Genomic DNA, 18,744 nt, shown 5'->3' with positions numbered 1-18,744 from the left:
CGGGGCCGCCGCGCGAACACCTCCGTTGGCCGCGTAGGCAGATGCTCTCCCCCTCAATCCTGGAGCGAGCCCGACCGGCACCTCGCCGTCGCCTGGGCCGCCGACTGCGCCAGCTGCGGGTGCAGGGTTCGCAACTCGCGCAGCCCATCGCCCAGCTGCACGACCTCGACGACGATCACGCAGGCATGATCGGTGAGCAGGATCACGGCATTCAAGCCGCGGTGCGCCCGGGGCCAGCCCGCTGGCTGAGCCGCGCGATCGACGAGAGCCCGGGCGCCGCGGACATCGATCCCGACACCGCCACCTGGCGATGAGGGTCATGTCCGCGGCGTCCGGAATCACCGATCGGTGCGGAGCACGAGCGCTTCGCGGCGAGAAACTGAGGTCCACGCGCGCTGCACGATGAACACCAGTAGCGCCAGCTCCGCCCCGATGGACAGCACGTAGAACGGTAGCCACTCGGCAGTCGATCCGGCGATGTTGAACGCCGAGTACGGCACGTACAGCGACGCCACTACGACGTTCACGATGCGGTTCGCCCGCGGCGGGAGGGTCACCGACAGTACGATCATCACCGCCGGGACCATCACCGAGGCGAGCATCCCCGTCAGCAGCGGCGGGTTCACCTCGAACTGCCAGACCATCCCGTCGAGGATGCCGGCGACGACATGCGGTTTGTAGAAGTTCAAGACGTCGACGTAGACGTACAGGAACATGAAGCTGGTCCAGGCGGCGGCGAGCTTCACCGGTGTGGGGATCGATGCGACGTCGAGTGCGGCGCGGGTCTTGAGCGTGGTGCACATGGGTTCCCCTTGGCTGTGGTGGGTGTGGTCCAGGGATGCCGAGTCACGGGATGACGACGAGCTTGCCGCGCGTGTGCCCGGTCGCGACCCGGCGGAGGGCGTCGGCGGCATCCGCCAGTGCGTAGCTCCGATCGACGACCGGCGTGATCTCGCCGCTCGCGAGCATCTCCGCGAGCGCGACCAGATCGTCACGGCGGCCGAGGGAGGTGAACGGCCGCAGTCGCTGGCGCGTCAGCGCGGACAGCAGACGCGCGCGGGCGATGCGACCGAGGGGCCCGATCCAGGCGCCGCCGCGACCGCTGTTCGGGATGAGCGTTCCGGTCGGGGTGAGGATCCGCCGCATCGCCGCGAGCGGCTGCGCCTCCACACTGTCGAGGATCACGTCGAACCGCGCGCTCCCGCCGGTCACGTCGGTCGTCTCGTAGTCGATGACGTGATCGGCGCCGAGGCGGCGGACGAGCTCGGCGTTGCGCCCACTGCAGACGGCCGTGACCTCGGCGCCGAGCGCTTTCGCGATCTGCACCGCGAACGACCCCACGCCGCCGGAGGCCCCGGTGATCAGCACCGTCTGCCCGGCCGTCAACCGCGCCACGTCGCGCAGCGCCTGCAGCGCCGTCATCCCCGATGTCGGGACCGCGGCTGCGTCTGCCGCGGAGACGCCCGCGGGAACCGGCGCGAGATGATCCTCGCGGACGGTGGCGTACTCCGCGAGCGCGCCCGTCGTCGTCCACCCGAACACCCGGTCTCCGACGTGCGCCGAGGTCACCTCCGCACCCACCGCTCGGACGACGCCGGCCAGATCCATACCCGGGGTGCGCCGGCGAGGCCGCCGCAGCCCGAACGCCAGCCGCACCAGGCGCGGCCGGCCCGTCATCACGAAGTAGTCACCCGGATGCACGGATGCGGCGCCGACCTCGACGAGCACCTCCCGCCGGCCGGGCGACGGGACCTCGACGGCCCCGAGCGACAGCACCTCCGGCGTCCCGTATCGCTCCTGCACGAGCGCCTGCATCCGCCTCGGAGAGGTCACGGCAGCCGACGGATCCGGTGAGGCGGGGGTGGTCATGAGATCTCCTGGTGGTCGTGAGCGGCGGTTTCGTACACCGTACGTCGTACACCGTACTATCGGACGTACGCTGTACGATTGTCAAGTCCTTCGATGCGATGAGGAGCCCGATCGATGGCGCGACGACGCCCGCCCACGCCTGTCGGCGCCGGTCTCAGCAAGGAGCGCGTCGTCGCCGAGGCGATGCGCATCGCCGACCGCGAGGGGGTGGAGCGACTCAGCATGCGCGCACTCGCCGCCGCGCTCGACGCCGGCGCCATGTCGCTGTATCACTACGTCGCTAACAAGGAGGAGCTGCTCGACGCGATGATCGATGTCGTCTTCGACGAGATCGCGCTGCCCTCCCTCGATGTCGACTGGACGGTCGCGATGCGCGCCGAGTCGGTCTCTGCGCACGAGGTGCTCGCCCGGCATCCGTGGGCGATCAGTCTGATGGAGTCGCGCACGTCGCCCGGGCCGGCGAACCTCCGTCACCGCGAGGCCGTGACCGCGTGCCTGCGCCGCGCCGGGTTCTCGGTCGAGATGGCGACCCACGCGAACTGGCTGCTCAGCAGTCATGTCTACGGCTACGCGCTGCAGGAGGCGAGCCTGCCGTTCGGCACGGCCGAGGAGCTCGCCGACATGACCGAGGAGGTGTATCTGCCGCAGGTGCCGGCGGAGCTGTATCCCTCGCTGCACGAGTCCGGTGCGCACCTCCTGGCGATCGGGTACGACCCGTCCCAGGAGTTCCTCTTCGGCCTCGATCTCGTGCTCGCCGCCCTCGAGGCGCTCCGCCCGAAGCCCTGACGGCGCGGAGGCGTCGGCCTCAGGGCTGCGTCGGCGGGTGCATTCCGTCGTCGATGCGCGTGAGGAGGCGCATCGCGGCGTCGAGCTCGCGTTCGTCGACATCCGCCGGCAGCGCGCGCGCCAGGCTCTGCGACCACCACGCGCGCAGTCGTCCGATGTTCTCGATGGCCAGGTCGGTCGGGAACAGCTGCACCTGCCGGCCGTCGTCCGGCGCGCCGCGCCGTTCGATCATCCCCTTGCGCTCGAGCTCCCGCAGCGCGGTGCTGAGGTTGCTGCGCCGCAGCCCCGTGGCGACGGCGGTGGCGCTGGGGGATGTTCCCGGATGTCCGTCGATCCAGCGCATCGCGAGGATCTCCGTGCCGGTGAGCGCGACGACGTCCGGCCCGGCCGAGACGCCGTGCGGATCGAGCTCGCGGGCCACGCGGAGCACGAGCTCGGCGAAATCACCCCACATGGCATCCGGCACCGACGTCACTCGGACAGCTTACCTCCGCCGTGAGAATTAGTTATAGTTTCATAACTATGACTTCTTCTTCATCCACCGCCGAACGCGTCGCCCTCCCGGACGCGAACTCCGACGCATCCCGCCCCATCACGCCCGCTCTGCTGGTGGTGCTGGGTCTGCTCAGCGCGATCGCGCCCTTCGCGACGGACCTCTACCTGCCGGCCTTCCCGGAGATGGCCGCCGATCTGCAGACCTCCGCGACCGCCGTCCAGCTCAGCCTCACGTCGTTCCTGCTGGGAGTCACCGCGGGTCAGCTCGTCTTCGGCCCGCTCTCCGATCGCTTGGGACGCGTCGCCCCGCTCGTCGCCGGCGCGGTGCTGTGCGTCGCCGCGAGCGTCATCGCCGTCTTCGCCCCGACGGTCGGCGTCCTCATCGCCGCACGTTTCGTGCAGGGGCTCGGCGGTGCCGCCGGCATGGTCATCGGTCGTGCGATCATCTCGGACCTCGCCACCGGACGGCCCGCTGCGCGCGCCTTCTCGCTGATGATGATCGTCGGCGGCGTGGCGCCCGTGATCGCACCGCTCGTCGGCGGCGTGCTCACGGCGGCGGTCGGATGGCGGGGACTGCTCGCGATCGTGCTGGGGCTGGCGGTCGTGATGCTCGTCGCCGTCCTGGTCGTGGTGCGCGAGACCCACCTCAAGGAGCGGCGCGACGCCCTCCGCGCCGAGCGCCGCGGATCGTCGTCCGGGGCGCGTGAGATGCTCTCGCGCACCTTCATCGGCTACGCGGCGAGCTTCGCCTTCGCGTTCGCCGCCATGATGGCCTACATCTCGGCCTCGCCCTTCGTCTATCAGGACATGATCGGGCTCGACAGTGCGGGTTACGGCATCGCGTTCGGCATCAACGCCCTCGTGCTCATGGTGACCAGTGTCGTCTCCGCGAAGCTGGTCGCGACGCGCTCGGTGCGGGCCGTGCTCGGCACCGGGCTCGGCGGCGTGCTCGTCGCCGCCGTCGCGTTCGCCGTCCTCGCTGTCACCGCCGCCCCCGTCGCCCTGCTCGCCGTGCCGCTGTTCCTGCTGTCCGGGAGCCTCGGCTTCGTGCTCGGCAACGGCACCGCGCTGGCCCTCGCGGCCGTCCCGAAGGCAGCCGGCACCGCCTCGGCCGTGGTCGGGGCGCTGCAGTTCGGCCTGGCCGCCCTCGTCTCGCCGCTGGTGAGCCTCGGTGGGTCGACGACCGCTGTCCCGCTGGCCGTGGTCATGCTCGCCGCCGCAGTCGTCGCCCTCGCCTTCTTCGCGATCGCGCGCCCCGCCCGCCCCCGCACGACGTGAGCGGGGGCCACCTTCCCCGACCGCCCCTGCCTCCCCCGGACGTGCCTACGATGGCGGGATGAAGATCGTGCTCACCGGCGCCACCGGCTACATCGGCTCCTCCGTTCTCGCCGCTCTCCGGGAGCGGGGCCACGAGGTCATCGCGCCCGTGCGCAGCGCGTCGTCGGCGCAGAAGGCCACCGCGGCCGGTGCGACCGCCGTCGTCGGCGACATCACCGACCCCGCCTGGTTCGCTCCGGTCCTCAAGGGCGCGGATGCCGCGATCCACACCGCCGCGCCCGGCGACGGCAGCTCGCCGCAGTTCGACAGCGCCGTCGCCGACGCCGTGATCTCCGCCTTCGGCGGCACCGGCAAGCCGTACATCCACACCGGCGGGCTCTGGATCCACGGCCCGTCCACCGACCTCACCGAGGAGACGCCGTTCGCCCCGCCCGCCCTCGTCGCCTGGCGCGAGGCGGTCGAGTCCCGCCTCGCCGACGCCGACCTGGCGCTCACGATCGTCGAGCCCGGCATCGTGTACGGGCACGGCGGCGGCATCCCGGCGTCGTTGGCCGACGCCCCGAGGGATGCCGAGGGTCGCCTCACCGTCGTCGGCGACGGCACGCAGCACTGGGCGACCGTGCACGTCGACGACCTCGCCGACCTCTACGCGCGGGTCATCGAGGGCCCGGCCCCCGTCGGACGCGTGCTGGGTTTGAGCGGACACAACCCGACGGTGGCCGAAATCGGCGAGGCCTTCGCCGACGGCCCGGTCGTGCCCGAAGGCGCCGCCGCATCGCGCGAGCGCCTCGGCACCCCCTTCGCCGACGCCCTCATGCTCGACCAGCAGGGGTACGGCCGCCGGGCGCGCGCACTCGGCTGGACGCCCGCGCGCCCGACTCTGATCGAGGAGATCCGCACCGGCCACGCCGCCCCCGCGGCCGACTGAACGAGGCCCTGTCGGCCGCGTCCGCTGCGGTCTACGCTCTCGGCATGTGCCGAAACATCCGGGTGCTCCACAACTTCGAACCTCCCACCACCGATGACGAGGTCCGCGAGGCCGCGTTGCAGTTCGTCCGCAAGGTGAGCGGGTCGACCCGTCCGTCGCGCGCGAACGCGGAAGCCTTCGACGCCGCGGTCGACGAGATCGCCGTGGCCACGCGGCGCCTCCTCGACGCGCTCGTCACCGCCGCGCCCGCGAAGAACCGCGAGGCCGAGGCGGTGAAGGGACGCGCCCGCCACGAGAAGCGGATGGAGCGCGAGGTGCGCATCCGTACGGCGTCGTGACGCGGATGCCGCACCGACGCGGCATCCGTCGCCATCCGGCGACTTCCCAGGTTCGCGTCACCCCGCTGCCCTACTCTGACTCCAGTCCAGGGGGAGTACTCCGAGACGGACGGTTCGTCATTACGGTCGCATGCGGCCCGGGCCGCCCGGTCCCGATCAGGGATGGAGGAGACTCTGGCGTCGACCACGTCACGCCATTCTTCGGGAGACCCTTGTGAACATCACGCCGCTCGTGTGGATCATCACGATCGCCGTCACCATCGCCTTCTTCGTGTGGGAGTTCTTCGCGCACGTGCGCAAGCCCCACGAGCCGACGGTGGGCGAGTCGGCCCGGTGGTCGGCGTTCTACATCGGCCTCGCGCTGCTGTTCGGCGTCGGCGTCGGTGTGGTCTCGGGGTGGACCTACGGCGGCGAGTACTTCGCCGGCTACCTCACCGAGAAGGCCCTGTCGATCGACAACCTGTTCGTCTTCCTCATCGTCATGACCGGCTTCGCGGTGCCGAAGATCTATCAGCAGAAGGTGCTGATGATCGGCATCGTCATCGCCCTCATCATGCGCGGCGCGTTCATCGCCGTCGGTGCGGCCCTGATCGAGAACTTCTCGTGGGTGTTCTACCTGTTCGGTGCCCTGCTGCTGTTCCTCGCCTACCGCCAGGCGTTCGCGCACGGCGAGTCCAACCCCGCCGACGGCCGCTTCATGCGCCTCGTCCGCCGGGTGCTGCCGGTGAGCGACGAGTACAACGGCGACAAGCTCACGGTCGTGAAGGACGGCCGCCGCTTCGTCACCCCGATGCTGCTCGTCATCGTCGCGATCGGCTTCATCGACCTCGTCTTCGCCGTCGACTCGATCCCGGCGATCTACGGGCTCACGCAGGAGGCCTACCTCGTCTTCACGGCGAACGCCTTCGCGCTCATGGGTCTGCGCCAGCTGTACTTCCTCATCGGCGGACTGCTCGAGCGCCTCGTCTACCTCGCGCAGGGCCTCGCGGTGATCCTCGCGTTCATCGGTGTGAAGCTGCTCATCCACGCGCTCCACAAGAACGAGCTGCCGTTCATCAACGGCGGCGAGCACGTGACGATCATCCCCGAGATCCCCATCTGGCTCTCGCTCGTCGTCATCGCCGCCACGATCGCCGTCGCGACGATCGCCAGCCTCGCCAAGACGCGTCGGGACCGCCTGGCGGTCGAGCCGCACGACGTCGCCTGAGCGCGGCGGGTCGGGCACGAGACCTCCGCGCCTCGGGCGCGCCGGGATCTAGGCTGGTGTCGCCCGAGGAGAGGACGTCGACGTGGATGCTGTGGTGCTCGTGTCCGGCGGAGCAGCCGTCACCCCGTACACCAGCGCGGAGCGTGCCGCGGGCGAGGGTCTCGCCGCCGGCAACACGTCGACGGCCCTGCGCACCCATCTGCTGCAGCGGCACGCCGCGGTGTTCACGGCGCCGGCGCGCATCGGCGACGGCGAGGTGCGCGAAGACACCGGCTGGCAGGGGTTCTCCGACGTCGCCGATGTCCTTCCCGCCGCGATGACGATCAACGCGGTCGGCGACATCGACGCCGCCGGGGTGAGGCTGGCCGCGTTCCTCGGGTGGCTGGCCGAGGAGCACGGCGTCTCGTCGGTCCGGCTCGTGGCGCACTCGATGGGCGGACTGTTCTGCCGGGCGGCGCTGCGCGAGATCGGACGCGGAGGACCCGCCGTGTCACACCTGGTGACCCTGGGAACGCCCTGGCACGGTTCCCTGCTCGGCGACGTCCTCAGCGGCGATATCACCACGGCCGATGCGCACGACGATCCGCCGACGCTGAGCATCCTCGAGGCGTCGCCCGGGTACGCGGCGCAGAACTCGCAGGGCGCGGCCGCCGAGGTGTCGGCTCACTTCCTTGCGGAGTGGAACGCGGCCCAGCAGGGTGTGCTGGACGATGTCGCGGTCACGGTCATCGGCGGCGGCCACTTCCGCGCGTACCGCGAGCCCGATCGGCTGTGGCCCCACGACGGCCTGGTGTCGCTGCGCAGCGCGCTCGCCACCGACGTCCCCGCCGCGGTGCTGCCGCAGGTGCGCCGACACACGGTGGACGACGACGTGCACAGCATCTTCTTCGCGAACGGCTTCGATCTTCCGTGGGAGCGCGCGCTCACGTGGGACCCGGCGGTGTTCGAGCTCGTCGACGCCGCGCTGACCACGTGACGGGTGCCCGCGGGTCGGGGGCGCGGAGAGTTCGGGCCGCGGGGTGGCGCGGAACGCCACCCCGCCCCGCAGCACGGGCCTCTGGGGAAGGCGGCGTCTGCGGGTGACGAGCCCCCCAGCTCATCGAGGCCCGAACACGGCGGGAAACCATCACCGCCGCACTCATGAGATGGGCATTCGCGTGAATCATGACGCGAGTGTCGAAAAGTCGCGGCCGCACCGGTCTGGGACCATGTCGGCATGAGGACGAGCTTCGACCGGCGCGATCTGCCCGTGCGCCCGGCATCCGTCGACGACGCCCGCGGCATCGCCGAGGTGCACGTGCAGGCCTGGCGCGAGGCCTACGCGCGTCAACTGCCGGCTCACCTCCTCGCCGGACTGCGTGTGGAGCCGCGCGTCGAGCGCTGGGCGGCGATCGTCGCCGACGACACCACGGACGTCTTCGTGGCCGAGGTCGACGGCCGTGTCGTCGGCTGGTCCACGGCCTCCGGTGGTCGCGACGACGACCGTCCCACGCCGCGGGAGCTGGAGGGCATCTACGTTCTCGCCGAGCTCTCCGGCGCCGGCGTCGGGCAGCGCCTGTTGGATGCCGCGATCGGCACCGACCCCGCCCACCTCTGGATGCTGGACGACAACCCGCGGGCCGAGGCCTTCTACCGCCGCAACGGCTTCGTCCGCGACGGTGTCGAGCGCGATCGCACCATGGCCGGGCATCCGATCCACGTCGTCCGCCTGGTGCGCCACGACGGCGTACCGCAGTGGGCCGCGGTGAAGGATGCCGAGATCGCGCTGCTGCGCGCGGACGTGCGCCGCGATCCCGCACGGGTGAGCGCTCTGCTGCATCCGACGTTCGTCGAGATCGGGCGCTCCGGCATCCTGTGGACGCGGGACCAGGTGGTGGCCGCGCTCGCCGAGGAGGGCGGACGCGCCGAGCCTCCCACCGACCAATGGGAGTTCCGGCAGCAGTCCGCGGATCTCGTGCTGATCACCTACCGGCTCACGACGCCGTCGGGACGCAGTCGCCATTCGTCGCTCTGGGACGTCGGTGGCGCCACGCCGCGGCTGCGCTTCCATCAGGGCACGCTCGTGCCGCCCGCGCACGACGCCGCGCGATAGCGGACCGGGACCTCAGCGGTCGGTGCGCTCCCAGTCGGTGCGCAGCAGGCCGAGCACGACCATGTCTTCATAGGCGCCGCGCACCCACGCGTGTTCGCGCAGCCTGCCCTCGACCTCGAAGCCGGCCTTCTCGTACACGCGGATCGCACCGACGTTGGAGCTGATGGCCTGCAGGTGCACGCGTCGCAGATTGCAGCGCACGAATGCGAAGGCGACCATCTTCGCCAGGGCGGCGCTGCCGATGCCGCGGCCCCGGTGCTCGGCGAGCACGGCGATGCCGATCTCGGCGTGACGGGCGAGGTCGTCGAATCCGAACAGGCTCACGCTGCCGACCGCGGCGCCGCCGACATCGATCACGAACTCGATGCTGCGCGTGCCCGGTCCGCTCGCCGTGTCGGTGAGCCGCTTCTCGAACGCCGACCGGATCAACGGGGAGGGCCGCGACGGTGTGCGCTCCTCCCACGTCTCCAGGTCGGCGTTGAGGCGGTAGAGCGCGTCGACGTCCGCGGCGGTGCGGGCGCGCAGGGTCACGAGCGGGGCGTGGGGCATTCCCTCCACGTTACCGGCGGGGTGCGACGATCGGCCCGTCGGCCTCCGACCGTCGGCCGACCGGCACGCTTCCCGCGGTCGTCGGGAGTCCGAACAGCACGGATGCCGCGCGGCGGATATGGGTCTCCGCGAGATCGGCGGCCCGATCGGCGTCACCCCCGTCGATCGCGGTGAAGATCGCCCGGTGCTCGGCGCGCAGCCGGTCGGACTCCTCGGGCCACTCCTCGGTGCGCTCGGCGGCGCGGAGGATCGGCACCTTCATCGCGCTGCGGATGGCGGCGGTGAGCGCCGCCGACAGGGCGCTTCCCGAGGCCTCGGCGATCGCCAGGTGGAATTGCGTGTCGGCGTCGTTGAAGGAGTCCCGCGACGAGTGGGGCTGATCCATCCGGTCGAGCGCGTCGATCATCCGCGTCCGCGCGGCGTCGTCGAGCCGGCGCGCGGCCGAGGCGGCACTGGCGCGCTCGAGAACGACACGGGCGTCGGTGACGTCCTGGATGGTGAAGTTCGACAGCGCGACGTGCAGCCGGAGGAAGCGGGTCAGCGCGTCGCGGGGGAGGGCGGCGACGAACGTCCCCGCGGTGGCGCCCGCTCCGGGCTGCGATCGCAGGACGCCCTGCGCCTCCAACACGCGCACGGCTTCGCGCACGCCGGCGCGGCTGACCTCGAGGCTGGCAGACAGCTCGCGCTCGGGCGGAAGGGCGTCGCCGACCTGGAGCGCGCCGGAGAGGATCCGGTCCTCGATCGCCTCGATCACCAGCTCGTGGGCGCGGGCCTTCTTCACCGGTCGCCACGGCGATGCCGTCCTGTCGTCCGTCATCGCGAATCGCGCCGCCTTTCGTCGCCGCTTGACAGCCTAGGGCGCGTCGAATACCGTGCGCTAGAGGTCAGACCTCTCCATGACCGTGCGTCGTCGCATCCGAAAGGCCGTCATGTCACCCATCAAGCGCCAGCTGCCCAAGCCCGCCGAGCTGCTCGAACTCATGCAGTTCAAGAAGCCCGAGCTCGACGCGCGCAAGAGGCGACTGGATGCCGCGCTCACGATCGCCGATCTGCGCACGATCGCCAAGCGCCGCACGCCGAAGGCCGCCTTCGACTACACCGACGGCGCCGCGGAGGGGGAGCTGTCGCTCGCCCGCGCACGTCAGGCGTTCCAGGACATCGAGTTCCACCCCGACATCCTGCGGCCGGCGGCGGAGGTCGACATGTCGACCGAGATCCTCGGCGGCCCCTCGGCGCTGCCCTTCGGCATCGCCCCCACCGGCTTCACGCGGCTGATGCAGACCGAGGGCGAGACGGCCGGGGCGGGAGCCGCCGGCGCCGCCGGCATCCCGTTCACCCTCTCGACGCTCGGCACGACCTCGATCGAGGACGTGAAGGCCGCGAACCCGCACGGGCGCAACTGGTTCCAGCTGTACGTCATGCGCGAGCGCGAGATCTCGTACGGACTCGTCACGCGCGCGGCGGCCGCGGGCTTCGACACCCTGCAGTTCACCGTGGACACGCCCGTCGCGGGCGCGCGCCTGCGCGACAAGCGCAACGGCTTCTCGATCCCGCCGCAGCTGACCGTCGGCACGATCATCAACGCGATCCCGCGCCCGTGGTGGTGGATCGACTTCCTCACCACGCCCAAGCTCGAGTTCGCGTCGCTGTCCACCACCGGCGGCACCGTCGGTGAGCTCCTGAACGCGGCGATGGACCCGACGATCAGCTACGACGACCTCGACGTCATCCGCAGCCTGTGGCCCGGCAAGATCGTCGTCAAGGGCGTGCAGAACGTCGAGGACTCGAAGCGGCTCATCGACCGCGGCGTCGACGGCATCATCCTCTCCAACCACGGCGGCCGCCAGCTCGACCGGGCGCCGATCCCGTTCCACCTGCTGCCGGAGGTCGTGCGCGAGGTCGGCAAGGACGCCACGGTCATGATCGACACCGGCATCATGAACGGCGCCGACATCGTCGCCGCGGTCGCGATGGGCGCCACGTTCACCCTCATCGGCCGCGCCTACCTGTACGGGCTCATGGCCGGTGGACGCCAGGGCGTCGACCGCACGATCGAGATCCTCCGCAGCGAGATCGAGCGCACCATGAAGCTGCTCGGCGTCTCGACCCTCGCCGAGCTCGAGCCGCGCCACGTGACCCAGCTCGAGCGCCTCGTGCCGCGCGCGGCGAACGGGAGCGTGCTGACCGCGGCATCCGTGTGAATCGGAGGCTGGCCGCGGCGGCCGACCCCGTGTCGCGCCGCGGGCGCTCGGTGTAGCCTCGGGCGCACAGCGACGGCACCGACGCGAAGGAGCGGAACATGGGACTGATCGTGTTCTCCATGTCGCACTCGCTCGACGGCTACATCACGGATGCCGAGGGTCGCTTCGACTGGGGCGTGCCCGACGCGGAGATCTTCCGGGCGGCACTCGAGGAGGTCCGCGGGCTGAGCGCTCACTTCCTGGGGCGCCGCCTCTACGAGACGATGCGGTACTGGGAGGATCCCGAGGTCGCGCCCACCTTCGATCCGCTCGAGCGCGAGTTCGCCGAGGTCTGGAACGAGCTGCCGAAGATCGTCGTGTCATCGACGCTGGATGCCGCCCCCGGGCGCAACACGACGCTGCTGCGCGGCGACCTGATCGCGGAGGTCGCGCGCCTGCGCGACGACGACGAGGTCGGGGAGGTCGCGATCGGGGGTGCGACCCTGGCCGCCGCGGTGGCCGCGGCCGGACTCGTCGACGAGTATCGGAGCGTCGTGTACCCGATCCTGCTCGGCGGGGGCACCCCGTTCTATCCGCGGGGCGTCGGTCCGACGAGCCTCGAACTCGTCTCGAGCCACCGGTGGGCCCGCGGCATCCAGGCGTTGCGCTACCGCGTGGTGCGGCCCGCGCGCTGAGCGCCTGCGGGGTGGGGTGGGTGGGGCGCGGCGGCATCCGAAATGCAAGGGATGCCGGGCGACACGCCGGTGCGCCGCGCGCCCGGGCGGCGTGTCGCCGCGGTGGCCTTGCAGTTCGGGGTGGGGTGCGCTGGGTGGGGTGGCCCGAACCGGCGTCAAGCGCCCGGGCAGCGCCGACACCCCGCCATCCGAAGTGCAAGGGATGCCGGGCGACACGCCGGTGCGCCGCGCGCCCGCGCGGCGTGTCCCCGCGGTGGCCTTGCAGTTCGGGTCATGGGTGGGAAGCAGCAAACCGGCCGCCTGCCGCCGGAGGCAGGCCAGCGAAGTCCTGGCCCGGCGGCGGACGGTGCGGGCGGGGCCGAAAGTAAGCTCGACGCGTGAGCAGATGGCGGACGTCTCCCGCGCGACGGACGCACCACGCGGCATCCGAGACGCCCCGCTTCTCCCCGACGGTCGAGGCCCGAGCGACACGGTGGGCGCTGGGCGCCGCTCTTGTCGCAGCGGCGGCGACGGTGCTCGTCATGGGTGGGGTACGGATGCCGCTCGGCGGCGGCGAATCCGTCGGGAGCCTGGCGGCGCTGCTCGCGGCGATCGCGGCCGGTCCCGCCTTCGCCGTCTCGTTCGCCCTTGAACGGCGCCGTGGATATCTCGCGTGGCGCAACACTCTGCCGCGCGCCAAGCGGGCCACCGACCTGATCGCACTGTCGGCCGCGATGATGATGCTCGCGGCGCTGGTGGTGGTGGCCGTCGCGGAGCTGTTCCAGCTGGGATTCCGCGGCCTCACGATCGACCCGTTCGGTGCCGCTGCCCTCGCCGCCGCTGCCGTCGGAGCGATGACCTACGTCGCGTCGGCCTCGGGCGCGCGGGTCACCTCGACCGGGGTCGCCTCCCTGGCCACTCTCGTCTTGTTCATCGGCACGCTGGCGAGCATGGTCAGCGCCTCACAGGGCGATTGGTGGAGGTTCCACTTCTCCGAACTGGGCAACGAGTCGGGATACGCCGGCTACCAGTTCAACCTCTCCCTCATCACGACCGGTGCGGTGATCACGGCGCTCGCGAACTTCGTCGCCCACGATCTCGAGATCGGACTGCGCGCGCACGTCGAGACCGCGCAGCGGCGTGCACGACTGTTCGCGTGGCTGCTCGCGGTGATCGGCCTGTGTTTGATGGTCGCCGGGTTCGTTCCGGATGCCGTGGCTTTCCCGGTTCACGTGGGCGCGGCATCCGGGATGGTCGTCGTCTTCGGCGTGCTCGTAGGTTGCCTGCTGACGCTCGTGCCCGGGATCGGCCGCGACATCGCGGTCTTCTCGGTGCTGGTGGTCGCGGGCATCCTCGTCGCCGTCGCCCTCTGGGTACCCGTCGACTACTACAACCTCACCGGGTCGGAGTTCATCATCGCCGGCCTGTTGTTCGCGTGGCTCATGCTGTTCGTGCGCCAGGCGAGGGCGTACGCGGATGCCGCCGCACCGGCCGCACCCCTCGCGTCCGCTCCGCTCGCGCAGCCGGACGGGACCGTGGCGACGGTCTGACCGGGCGGCCCGCCGGACGTGCCGGTGACACCCGGTGGGCGGACGGACGCCACCGGTGGATCAGGCGCGTCGTTTGGCCTTGCCGGCGGAGCGGCGGACAGCGCCGAAGGCCGCGGTGGCGAGGAAGAGCACGATGCCGATGATCCCGAGCCAGAACAGCCCCTCGATGGCGAAGCCGACGATGCTGAGGATGAGCCAGATGGCGAGGAGGACGATGACGGTCTTCATGGGGTTCCTTCGATGTTCAGCGGGCTGGGGGGAACTCAGATACGTCGTGACCGACGTCGACGAGCGATCGTGGTCAGGGCGACGCCGCCCACGAGAAGGAGGCCTGCCGCAGCGAGCGGCACGGTGGAGTCGCCGCCCGTCGCCGCCAGCTCCGAGGGGGGCTGGTCGCCGCCGACGTCACCACCCGCCGGAGGGGAGAGGGGGTTCGCCGAAGGCGTGGTCGCCGACGGGGCGACGGTGAACTGAACGACGGTCGTGTCGTCCGGCGAGGTGCCGTTGGATGCCGTGATCGTCACCGTCGATGTGCCCGGTGTCGTGGGGGTGCCCGAGATGACGCCCGTCGCGCCGTCCAGGCTCAGCCCGACAGGCAGGCCGGTTGCCGTGAACGTGGGGGCGGGGTTGCCGGTGGCGGTGACCGTGTAGGAGTAGGGCGTCCCGGCGGTTGCGCCGGTCGGCCCGGCCGAGGTGATCACCGGAGCGATGGTCTCCGACGGCGTTCCGGGAGTCGGGCAGCCGCTCGGCGCGGTGATCGTGTTCGTGTCGAGCGTCACGGCGCCGTTACGGGCGAGGAGTCGTCCGACGACGACCGCGCCCGTGGTGGCGGTGACCGATTGGTCAGCGAGCACGGTGCCCTGGAACTGCGCACCGGTGCCGATGGTCGCCGAGCTGCCGACCTGCCAGAACACGTTGCACGAGCTGGCGCCACCGGTGATGATGATGCGCGTGCCCGAGCCGATCGTCAACGTCGAGGCGGCCTGAAAGACCCACACGGAGTCCGCGCTGCCGGCGAGAGTCAACTCACCCGTATCGGCCAGGCCGAGGGCGCCGCCGGAGTAGACACCCGGCGTGAGCGACAGCCCGTTGAGCTCCGTCATGCCCGTCTGGGTGGGGCTCAGCGAGGCGGCGACGTCGTACGCGGTCGTGGCGTCGCTCTGCGCCTGATCGGCCACAGCGTCGGTCTGATGGACCGTGCCGTTGACGACGCCGTCCGGCGCGGCCCCGAAGCCCGTGATCGAGGTGCCCGGGGAGATTCCGAGATCTCCGTTCACGACGGTGGGTCCGGTGTTCGTGACGGCGCTGGCGCCGAGGACACCGTAGGGCGCGGCCGTGCCGAGGTCGACCGGGCCGTCGATCACCGTTGCCGCCGACGCGGACGAGCTGGCGATCATCGCCAGCGACGCGGCGAGAGCGAGGCCGGTGAGGACCGTGAGAAAAGGAGGGAACGAGCGGGATGTGGCCATGGCGGCACCTGTCTGAAGGGGGGAGGACAGGGTAGCCGTCGACGACGTGGGGATGATCTCCTGTCTGTGCAGTATGCTCCTTTCCCGCGCGGATCTGGGGAAACGGCAACGATTGGTGCCAAACGGTCAGGAATGGACGGGCCGCGTCACCGGCTAGCGTGAAAGGGACGAAAGGGCCCGGATGCGTGCAGTGGTGATGGATGCCGTCGGCGAGCCGTTGGAGGTGCGTGAGGTCGATGACCCGGTCGCACCCGCAGGCGGCGTCGTCGTGGAGGTGCGGGCGACAGGCCTGTGCCGCAGTGACTGGCACGCGTGGGTGGGCCACGACGACATCGCGGTGCCCCACGTTCCGGGCCATGAGCTGGCCGGGGTCGTCGTGGAGACGGGCGCGGGGGTGGAGCGTTTCGCGGTCGGCGACCGGGTGACGGTGCCGTTCGTCTGCGGCTGCGGGGCGTGCGAGTGGTGCCGCGCCGGCGACGCGCAGGTGTGCCCCGACCAGCAGCAGCCCGGGTTCACGCACTGGGGCTCGTTCGCCGAGCGCGTCGCCCTTCACGCCGCAGACACCAACCTCGTGCGCATCCCCGACGACGTGTCGTTCGCCGCGGCCGCCTCACTCGGATGCCGGTTTGCGACCGCGTTTCGCGCCCTGACCGCCCGCGCCCGGCTGCAGCCCGGTGAGTGGGTCGTCGTGGTCGGTGCGGGTGGGGTGGGGCTGAGTGTCGTGATGATCGCCCGCGCGCTCGGGGCGCACGTCGTGGCCGTCGACCGGACGGAGGCGGCGCTGGCCGCGGCATCCGCTCTGGGCGCCGACGCCGTGGTGCTCGCCGATGGGACGGATGTGCCCGACGCCGTCCACCGGATCACCGGGGGAGGCGCACACGTGTCGATCGACGCGGTGGGCGCGGAACAGACCGCGACGGATGCCGTGCTGAGCCTGCGTCGCCGCGGTCGCCACGTGCAGGTCGGGCTGCTCCCGTCGGAGACCGGGCTGTCGGGGATGCCGATGGCGCGGGCCATCGCCTGGGAACTCGATCTGCTCGGCAGCCACGGCATGGCCGCCGTCGATTATCCGGCGATGCTCGAGCTCATCGCGGCCGGGCGACTGCGCCCGCAGGATCTCATCGAACGCACGATCTCGCTCGCCGAGGCCGCTGCGCTGCTGCCCGCCTTCGACCGTGCCACGCTTGCCGGTATGACGATGATCGATCCTGCGGTGGATGCCGTGTCGGAGGCGACCGCATGAGTGGCGCGAAGCCGAGCGAGCCGACGTTCCAGCGCAACGCCCTCGCCCCCGCGTTGATCGCGGCCGCCGTGCTGTTCCTCGCGCCCGTGCTGTTGACGGCGGGTTGGGGGATCGTCGTGCTCTTCGTCGTCGCGATCCTGGCGCTGATCGTCGGCTGGTTCGCCGTGCAGGTGCGTCAGTGGGTGTGGGCGGCGGTGTTCGCCGTGATCGCCGTGGTGTGGAACCCGGTCTTTCCGTTCGGGTTCGACGGCGTGGTCTGGTCGCTCGTGCAGCCGGCGGCCGCGATCGTCTTCCTCGTCGCCGGCGCGCTGATCAAGACCCCGCGGGACTGATCCGGCCAGGCCGTAGGGGCTCGCCGCGCCCTTGATCCTCCCGCGTCCCGAACTGCAAGGTCTGTCGCGCGGCGCGCCGCGGGGTGAGCGGATGCTGCGGCGTGTCGCCCGGCATCCCTTGCAGTTGGGCTCCGCTTCAGGCTGCGGCGGGTCAGGTCGGGCGCGGCCGGGCGGCGGGGCGGGACAGGTTGGGTGCGTGCGGCGTGCGATGGCTGGTGGCGGTCCGCGTCGGCGCCGGTGCGGCGCCCGATCTGCAAGGGCTCGCCGCGCCCGTCGATCCTCCGCGTCCCGAACTGCAAGGTCTGTCGCGCGGCGCGCCGCGGGGTGAGCGGATGCTGCGGCGTGTCGCCCGGCATCCCTTGCAGTTGGGCTCCGCTTCAGGCCGAGCCAGGCCAGGCCGGGCCGCGCGACACCGAGCCCTGCCGCCGGCGGCGGGGGTCAGGCGGGGCGGGCGGCCCGGGCGACGCGCCGGGGGAGGGCGACGGTGCGGGCGCACTCGCGCGCCCGGGCCAGCGCGCCCCGGATGACGACGTCGCCACCGAGCGTCGAGCTCAGCAGCGCCGGCGCGGGGAGGTGGATCTGCGCGGCGAGCGTGCGCTGCGCGGCATCGAGCACGGGCTGGATGCCGTCGGCGATCGCCCCGCACACGATGACGCGCTCGGGGTCGAACATGTTCCCGAGAACGCCCACGATGCGCGCGAGCACGCGACCGACGGCATCCGCGGCTTCGCGGGCGAGCGGATCGCCGGCGGCGGCCAGCTCCAGCACCTCCCGCCCGTGCACGGCGGCGGGGTCGAGGGCGGCCAGCCCGGCACGCCGCTCTCCGGCGCCCGCCCGCCCGGCCTCCGCCTCGCGGGCCTCCGCCTCGCCGGCGACCGCCCGGGAGATGAGCTCGCGCGCGTGCCGTTCGAGTGACGGGCCGAGCCCGAAAGCCGAGTCGACGTCGCGGATGTAGTCGAACGCGAACATCTCCCCGACCCCGCCGTGCGCGCCGTGGAGGAGGTGTCCGTCGACGACCACGCCGGCGCCCAGGCGCTCTCCCGCGAGCAGGGCGACGTAGTCGCGGCACCCGACCGCGCCGCCGTCGGTGCCCTCGGCGGCAGCGGCCAGCTGTGCGTCGTTCTTGACCTCCACCACGTCTGCCCAGTCGTGCAGCGCGTCGATCAGCCCCGGATTGGTGCGCTCCCAGAAGCCTTCCGGATGCGGGGGCGAGGCGCCGCGACGCGTCACGGGTGCGGCGACCCCTGCGCACAGCGCCAGCACGCGGTCGGCCGTGATCCGGGCGTCGGCGAGGGTCGCCTGCACGTGCCCCACGATCGCCGCACGACGGTCGTCCACGCTCTGCGCCGGTGACAGCGGAATCTGCGAGCGGACGATCGTCTCGCCCGCCAGATCCGCGATCGCGGCGGTCAGATGCGTGTCACCGGCGTCGAGGGCGACGATGACGCCGGCATCGGAGCGCAGCTCGAATCGCCGCGCCGGGCGCCCCGCGCGGTACTGGTCGGCATCGCGGGCGTTGGGCAGCTCTCGCAGCACCTGCGCCTCGATGAGGGTGTCGATCGCCTCGATCGCGGTCGATCGCGTCAGCGACGCCGCCTGCATGGCGTCGGTCGCGGTGAAGGCCCCGGCATCCCACGCGAAGTCGAGCACGCTGTCGACGCTGGCGCGCCCCGTGCCGCTCTCGACGACCGTCTGATTCACTCTTGACCTCTCCGCGGGTGTTCTGTCAGAGTATTGCCATCCAATTGATTCGA

21 protein-coding genes are annotated in these 18,744 nt (G+C 71.6%); 13 read left to right on the top strand and 8 right to left on the bottom strand.

Annotated features, from left to right (window positions below; genetic code table 11):
- Positions 1-41 precede the first annotated feature (41 nt).
- A complete protein-coding gene (locus MHO01S_RS16940; RefSeq protein WP_255266107.1) occupies positions 42-314 on the top strand; it encodes a hypothetical protein in 273 nt (90 codons plus the stop codon).
- A gap of 24 nt (positions 315-338) precedes the next feature.
- Here the strand turns inward: MHO01S_RS16940 and MHO01S_RS16715 are convergent, their stop codons facing one another.
- Together MHO01S_RS16715 and MHO01S_RS14420 are read right to left on the bottom strand one after the other, a co-directional pair.
- Positions 339-803, bottom strand: coding sequence for a DUF6326 family protein (locus tag MHO01S_RS16715; protein ID WP_060961153.1), 465 nt, complete (start codon positions 801-803; stop codon positions 339-341).
- Positions 804-846: 43 nt separating this feature from the next.
- The gene (locus tag MHO01S_RS14420) at positions 847-1,869 is read right to left on the bottom strand and encodes an NAD(P)-dependent alcohol dehydrogenase (protein WP_197425802.1); all 1,023 of its coding nucleotides are present in this window, start codon (positions 1,867-1,869) and stop codon (positions 847-849) included.
- Between the two features lie 114 nt (positions 1,870-1,983).
- On the opposite strand from MHO01S_RS14420, the gene MHO01S_RS14415 reads away from it, so the two are divergent.
- Positions 1,984-2,655, top strand: a complete 672-nt coding sequence (locus tag MHO01S_RS14415; RefSeq protein ID WP_060961155.1) for a TetR/AcrR family transcriptional regulator — start codon at positions 1,984-1,986, stop codon at positions 2,653-2,655.
- A 19-nt stretch (positions 2,656-2,674) separates the two neighbouring features.
- Here MHO01S_RS14415 and MHO01S_RS14410 read toward each other — a convergent pair whose 3' ends face one another.
- Positions 2,675-3,130, bottom strand: coding sequence for a MarR family winged helix-turn-helix transcriptional regulator (locus tag MHO01S_RS14410; protein ID WP_231735224.1), 456 nt, complete (start codon positions 3,128-3,130; stop codon positions 2,675-2,677).
- Positions 3,131-3,177: 47 nt separating this feature from the next.
- On the opposite strand from MHO01S_RS14410, the gene MHO01S_RS14405 reads away from it, so the two are divergent.
- From MHO01S_RS14405 to MHO01S_RS16375, 6 genes are all read left to right on the top strand, one after another.
- Positions 3,178-4,428: a multidrug effflux MFS transporter gene (locus MHO01S_RS14405; RefSeq protein ID WP_060961156.1), complete on the top strand. Its 1,251-nt coding sequence runs from the start codon at positions 3,178-3,180 to the stop codon at positions 4,426-4,428.
- Between the two features lie 58 nt (positions 4,429-4,486).
- A complete protein-coding gene (locus MHO01S_RS14400; protein WP_060961157.1) occupies positions 4,487-5,356 on the top strand; it encodes an NAD-dependent epimerase/dehydratase family protein in 870 nt (289 codons plus the stop codon).
- Positions 5,357-5,400: 44 nt separating this feature from the next.
- A complete protein-coding gene (locus tag MHO01S_RS14395) occupies positions 5,401-5,694 on the top strand; it encodes a DUF2277 domain-containing protein (protein WP_060961158.1) in 294 nt (97 codons plus the stop codon).
- A gap of 214 nt (positions 5,695-5,908) precedes the next feature.
- The gene (locus tag MHO01S_RS14390) at positions 5,909-6,901 is read left to right on the top strand and encodes a TerC/Alx family metal homeostasis membrane protein (protein ID WP_060961159.1); all 993 of its coding nucleotides are present in this window, start codon (positions 5,909-5,911) and stop codon (positions 6,899-6,901) included.
- A gap of 82 nt (positions 6,902-6,983) precedes the next feature.
- Entirely contained in the window at positions 6,984-7,877 is an 894-nt protein-coding gene (locus MHO01S_RS14385) for a lipase family alpha/beta hydrolase (protein ID WP_060961160.1), read from the top strand.
- A gap of 240 nt (positions 7,878-8,117) precedes the next feature.
- Complete coding sequence (locus tag MHO01S_RS16375; protein ID WP_082734318.1) at positions 8,118-8,993, top strand: GNAT family N-acetyltransferase; 876 nt, start codon at positions 8,118-8,120, stop codon at positions 8,991-8,993.
- Between the two features lie 12 nt (positions 8,994-9,005).
- Here the strand turns inward: MHO01S_RS16375 and MHO01S_RS14375 are convergent, their stop codons facing one another.
- Complete coding sequence (locus MHO01S_RS14375) at positions 9,006-9,542, bottom strand: GNAT family N-acetyltransferase (protein WP_060961161.1); 537 nt, start codon at positions 9,540-9,542, stop codon at positions 9,006-9,008.
- Positions 9,543-9,552: 10 nt separating this feature from the next.
- On the bottom strand, positions 9,553-10,359 hold the full coding sequence (locus MHO01S_RS14370; protein WP_082734319.1) for a FadR/GntR family transcriptional regulator: 807 nt from the start codon (positions 10,357-10,359) through the stop codon (positions 9,553-9,555).
- Between the two features lie 112 nt (positions 10,360-10,471).
- Here MHO01S_RS14370 and MHO01S_RS14365 point away from each other — a divergent pair, with 112 nt between their 5' ends.
- The 3 genes from MHO01S_RS14365 to MHO01S_RS14355 all read left to right on the top strand — a co-directional run bounded on the left by MHO01S_RS14365 (position 10,472) and on the right by MHO01S_RS14355 (position 13,946).
- Positions 10,472-11,743: an alpha-hydroxy acid oxidase gene (locus MHO01S_RS14365; protein WP_060961167.1), complete on the top strand. Its 1,272-nt coding sequence runs from the start codon at positions 10,472-10,474 to the stop codon at positions 11,741-11,743.
- Between the two features lie 98 nt (positions 11,744-11,841).
- Complete coding sequence (locus MHO01S_RS14360) at positions 11,842-12,417, top strand: dihydrofolate reductase family protein (RefSeq protein WP_061782515.1); 576 nt, start codon at positions 11,842-11,844, stop codon at positions 12,415-12,417.
- A 377-nt stretch (positions 12,418-12,794) separates the two neighbouring features.
- Complete coding sequence (locus MHO01S_RS14355) at positions 12,795-13,946, top strand: DUF998 domain-containing protein (protein WP_060961162.1); 1,152 nt, start codon at positions 12,795-12,797, stop codon at positions 13,944-13,946.
- A gap of 60 nt (positions 13,947-14,006) precedes the next feature.
- Here MHO01S_RS14355 and MHO01S_RS16710 read toward each other — a convergent pair whose 3' ends face one another.
- Together MHO01S_RS16710 and MHO01S_RS14350 are read right to left on the bottom strand one after the other, a co-directional pair.
- Complete coding sequence (locus tag MHO01S_RS16710; RefSeq protein WP_167626536.1) at positions 14,007-14,174, bottom strand: hypothetical protein; 168 nt, start codon at positions 14,172-14,174, stop codon at positions 14,007-14,009.
- Positions 14,175-14,209: 35 nt separating this feature from the next.
- On the bottom strand, positions 14,210-15,415 hold the full coding sequence (locus tag MHO01S_RS14350; RefSeq protein ID WP_060961163.1) for an ice-binding family protein: 1,206 nt from the start codon (positions 15,413-15,415) through the stop codon (positions 14,210-14,212).
- A gap of 181 nt (positions 15,416-15,596) precedes the next feature.
- Here MHO01S_RS14350 and MHO01S_RS14345 point away from each other — a divergent pair, with 181 nt between their 5' ends.
- A complete protein-coding gene (locus MHO01S_RS14345; RefSeq protein WP_061782514.1) occupies positions 15,597-16,658 on the top strand; it encodes a zinc-binding dehydrogenase in 1,062 nt (353 codons plus the stop codon).
- Positions 16,655-16,990: a DUF6804 family protein gene (locus MHO01S_RS14340; protein WP_060961165.1), complete on the top strand. Its 336-nt coding sequence runs from the start codon at positions 16,655-16,657 to the stop codon at positions 16,988-16,990. Before MHO01S_RS14345 ends, MHO01S_RS14340 begins: the two co-directional genes overlap by 4 nt.
- A 438-nt stretch (positions 16,991-17,428) precedes the next feature.
- Here the strand turns inward: MHO01S_RS14340 and MHO01S_RS14335 are convergent, their stop codons facing one another.
- A complete protein-coding gene (locus MHO01S_RS14335; protein ID WP_061782513.1) occupies positions 17,429-18,691 on the bottom strand; it encodes an ROK family protein in 1,263 nt (420 codons plus the stop codon).
- Between the last annotated feature and the right edge of the window lie 53 nt (positions 18,692-18,744).

Source organism: Microbacterium hominis NBRC 15708 (assembly GCF_001592125.1).
Lineage (GTDB): Bacteria > Actinomycetota > Actinomycetes > Actinomycetales > Microbacteriaceae > Microbacterium > Microbacterium hominis.
Note: the sequence above shows the minus strand (reverse complement) of the source record. Positions and strands in the feature narration are given on the sequence as shown.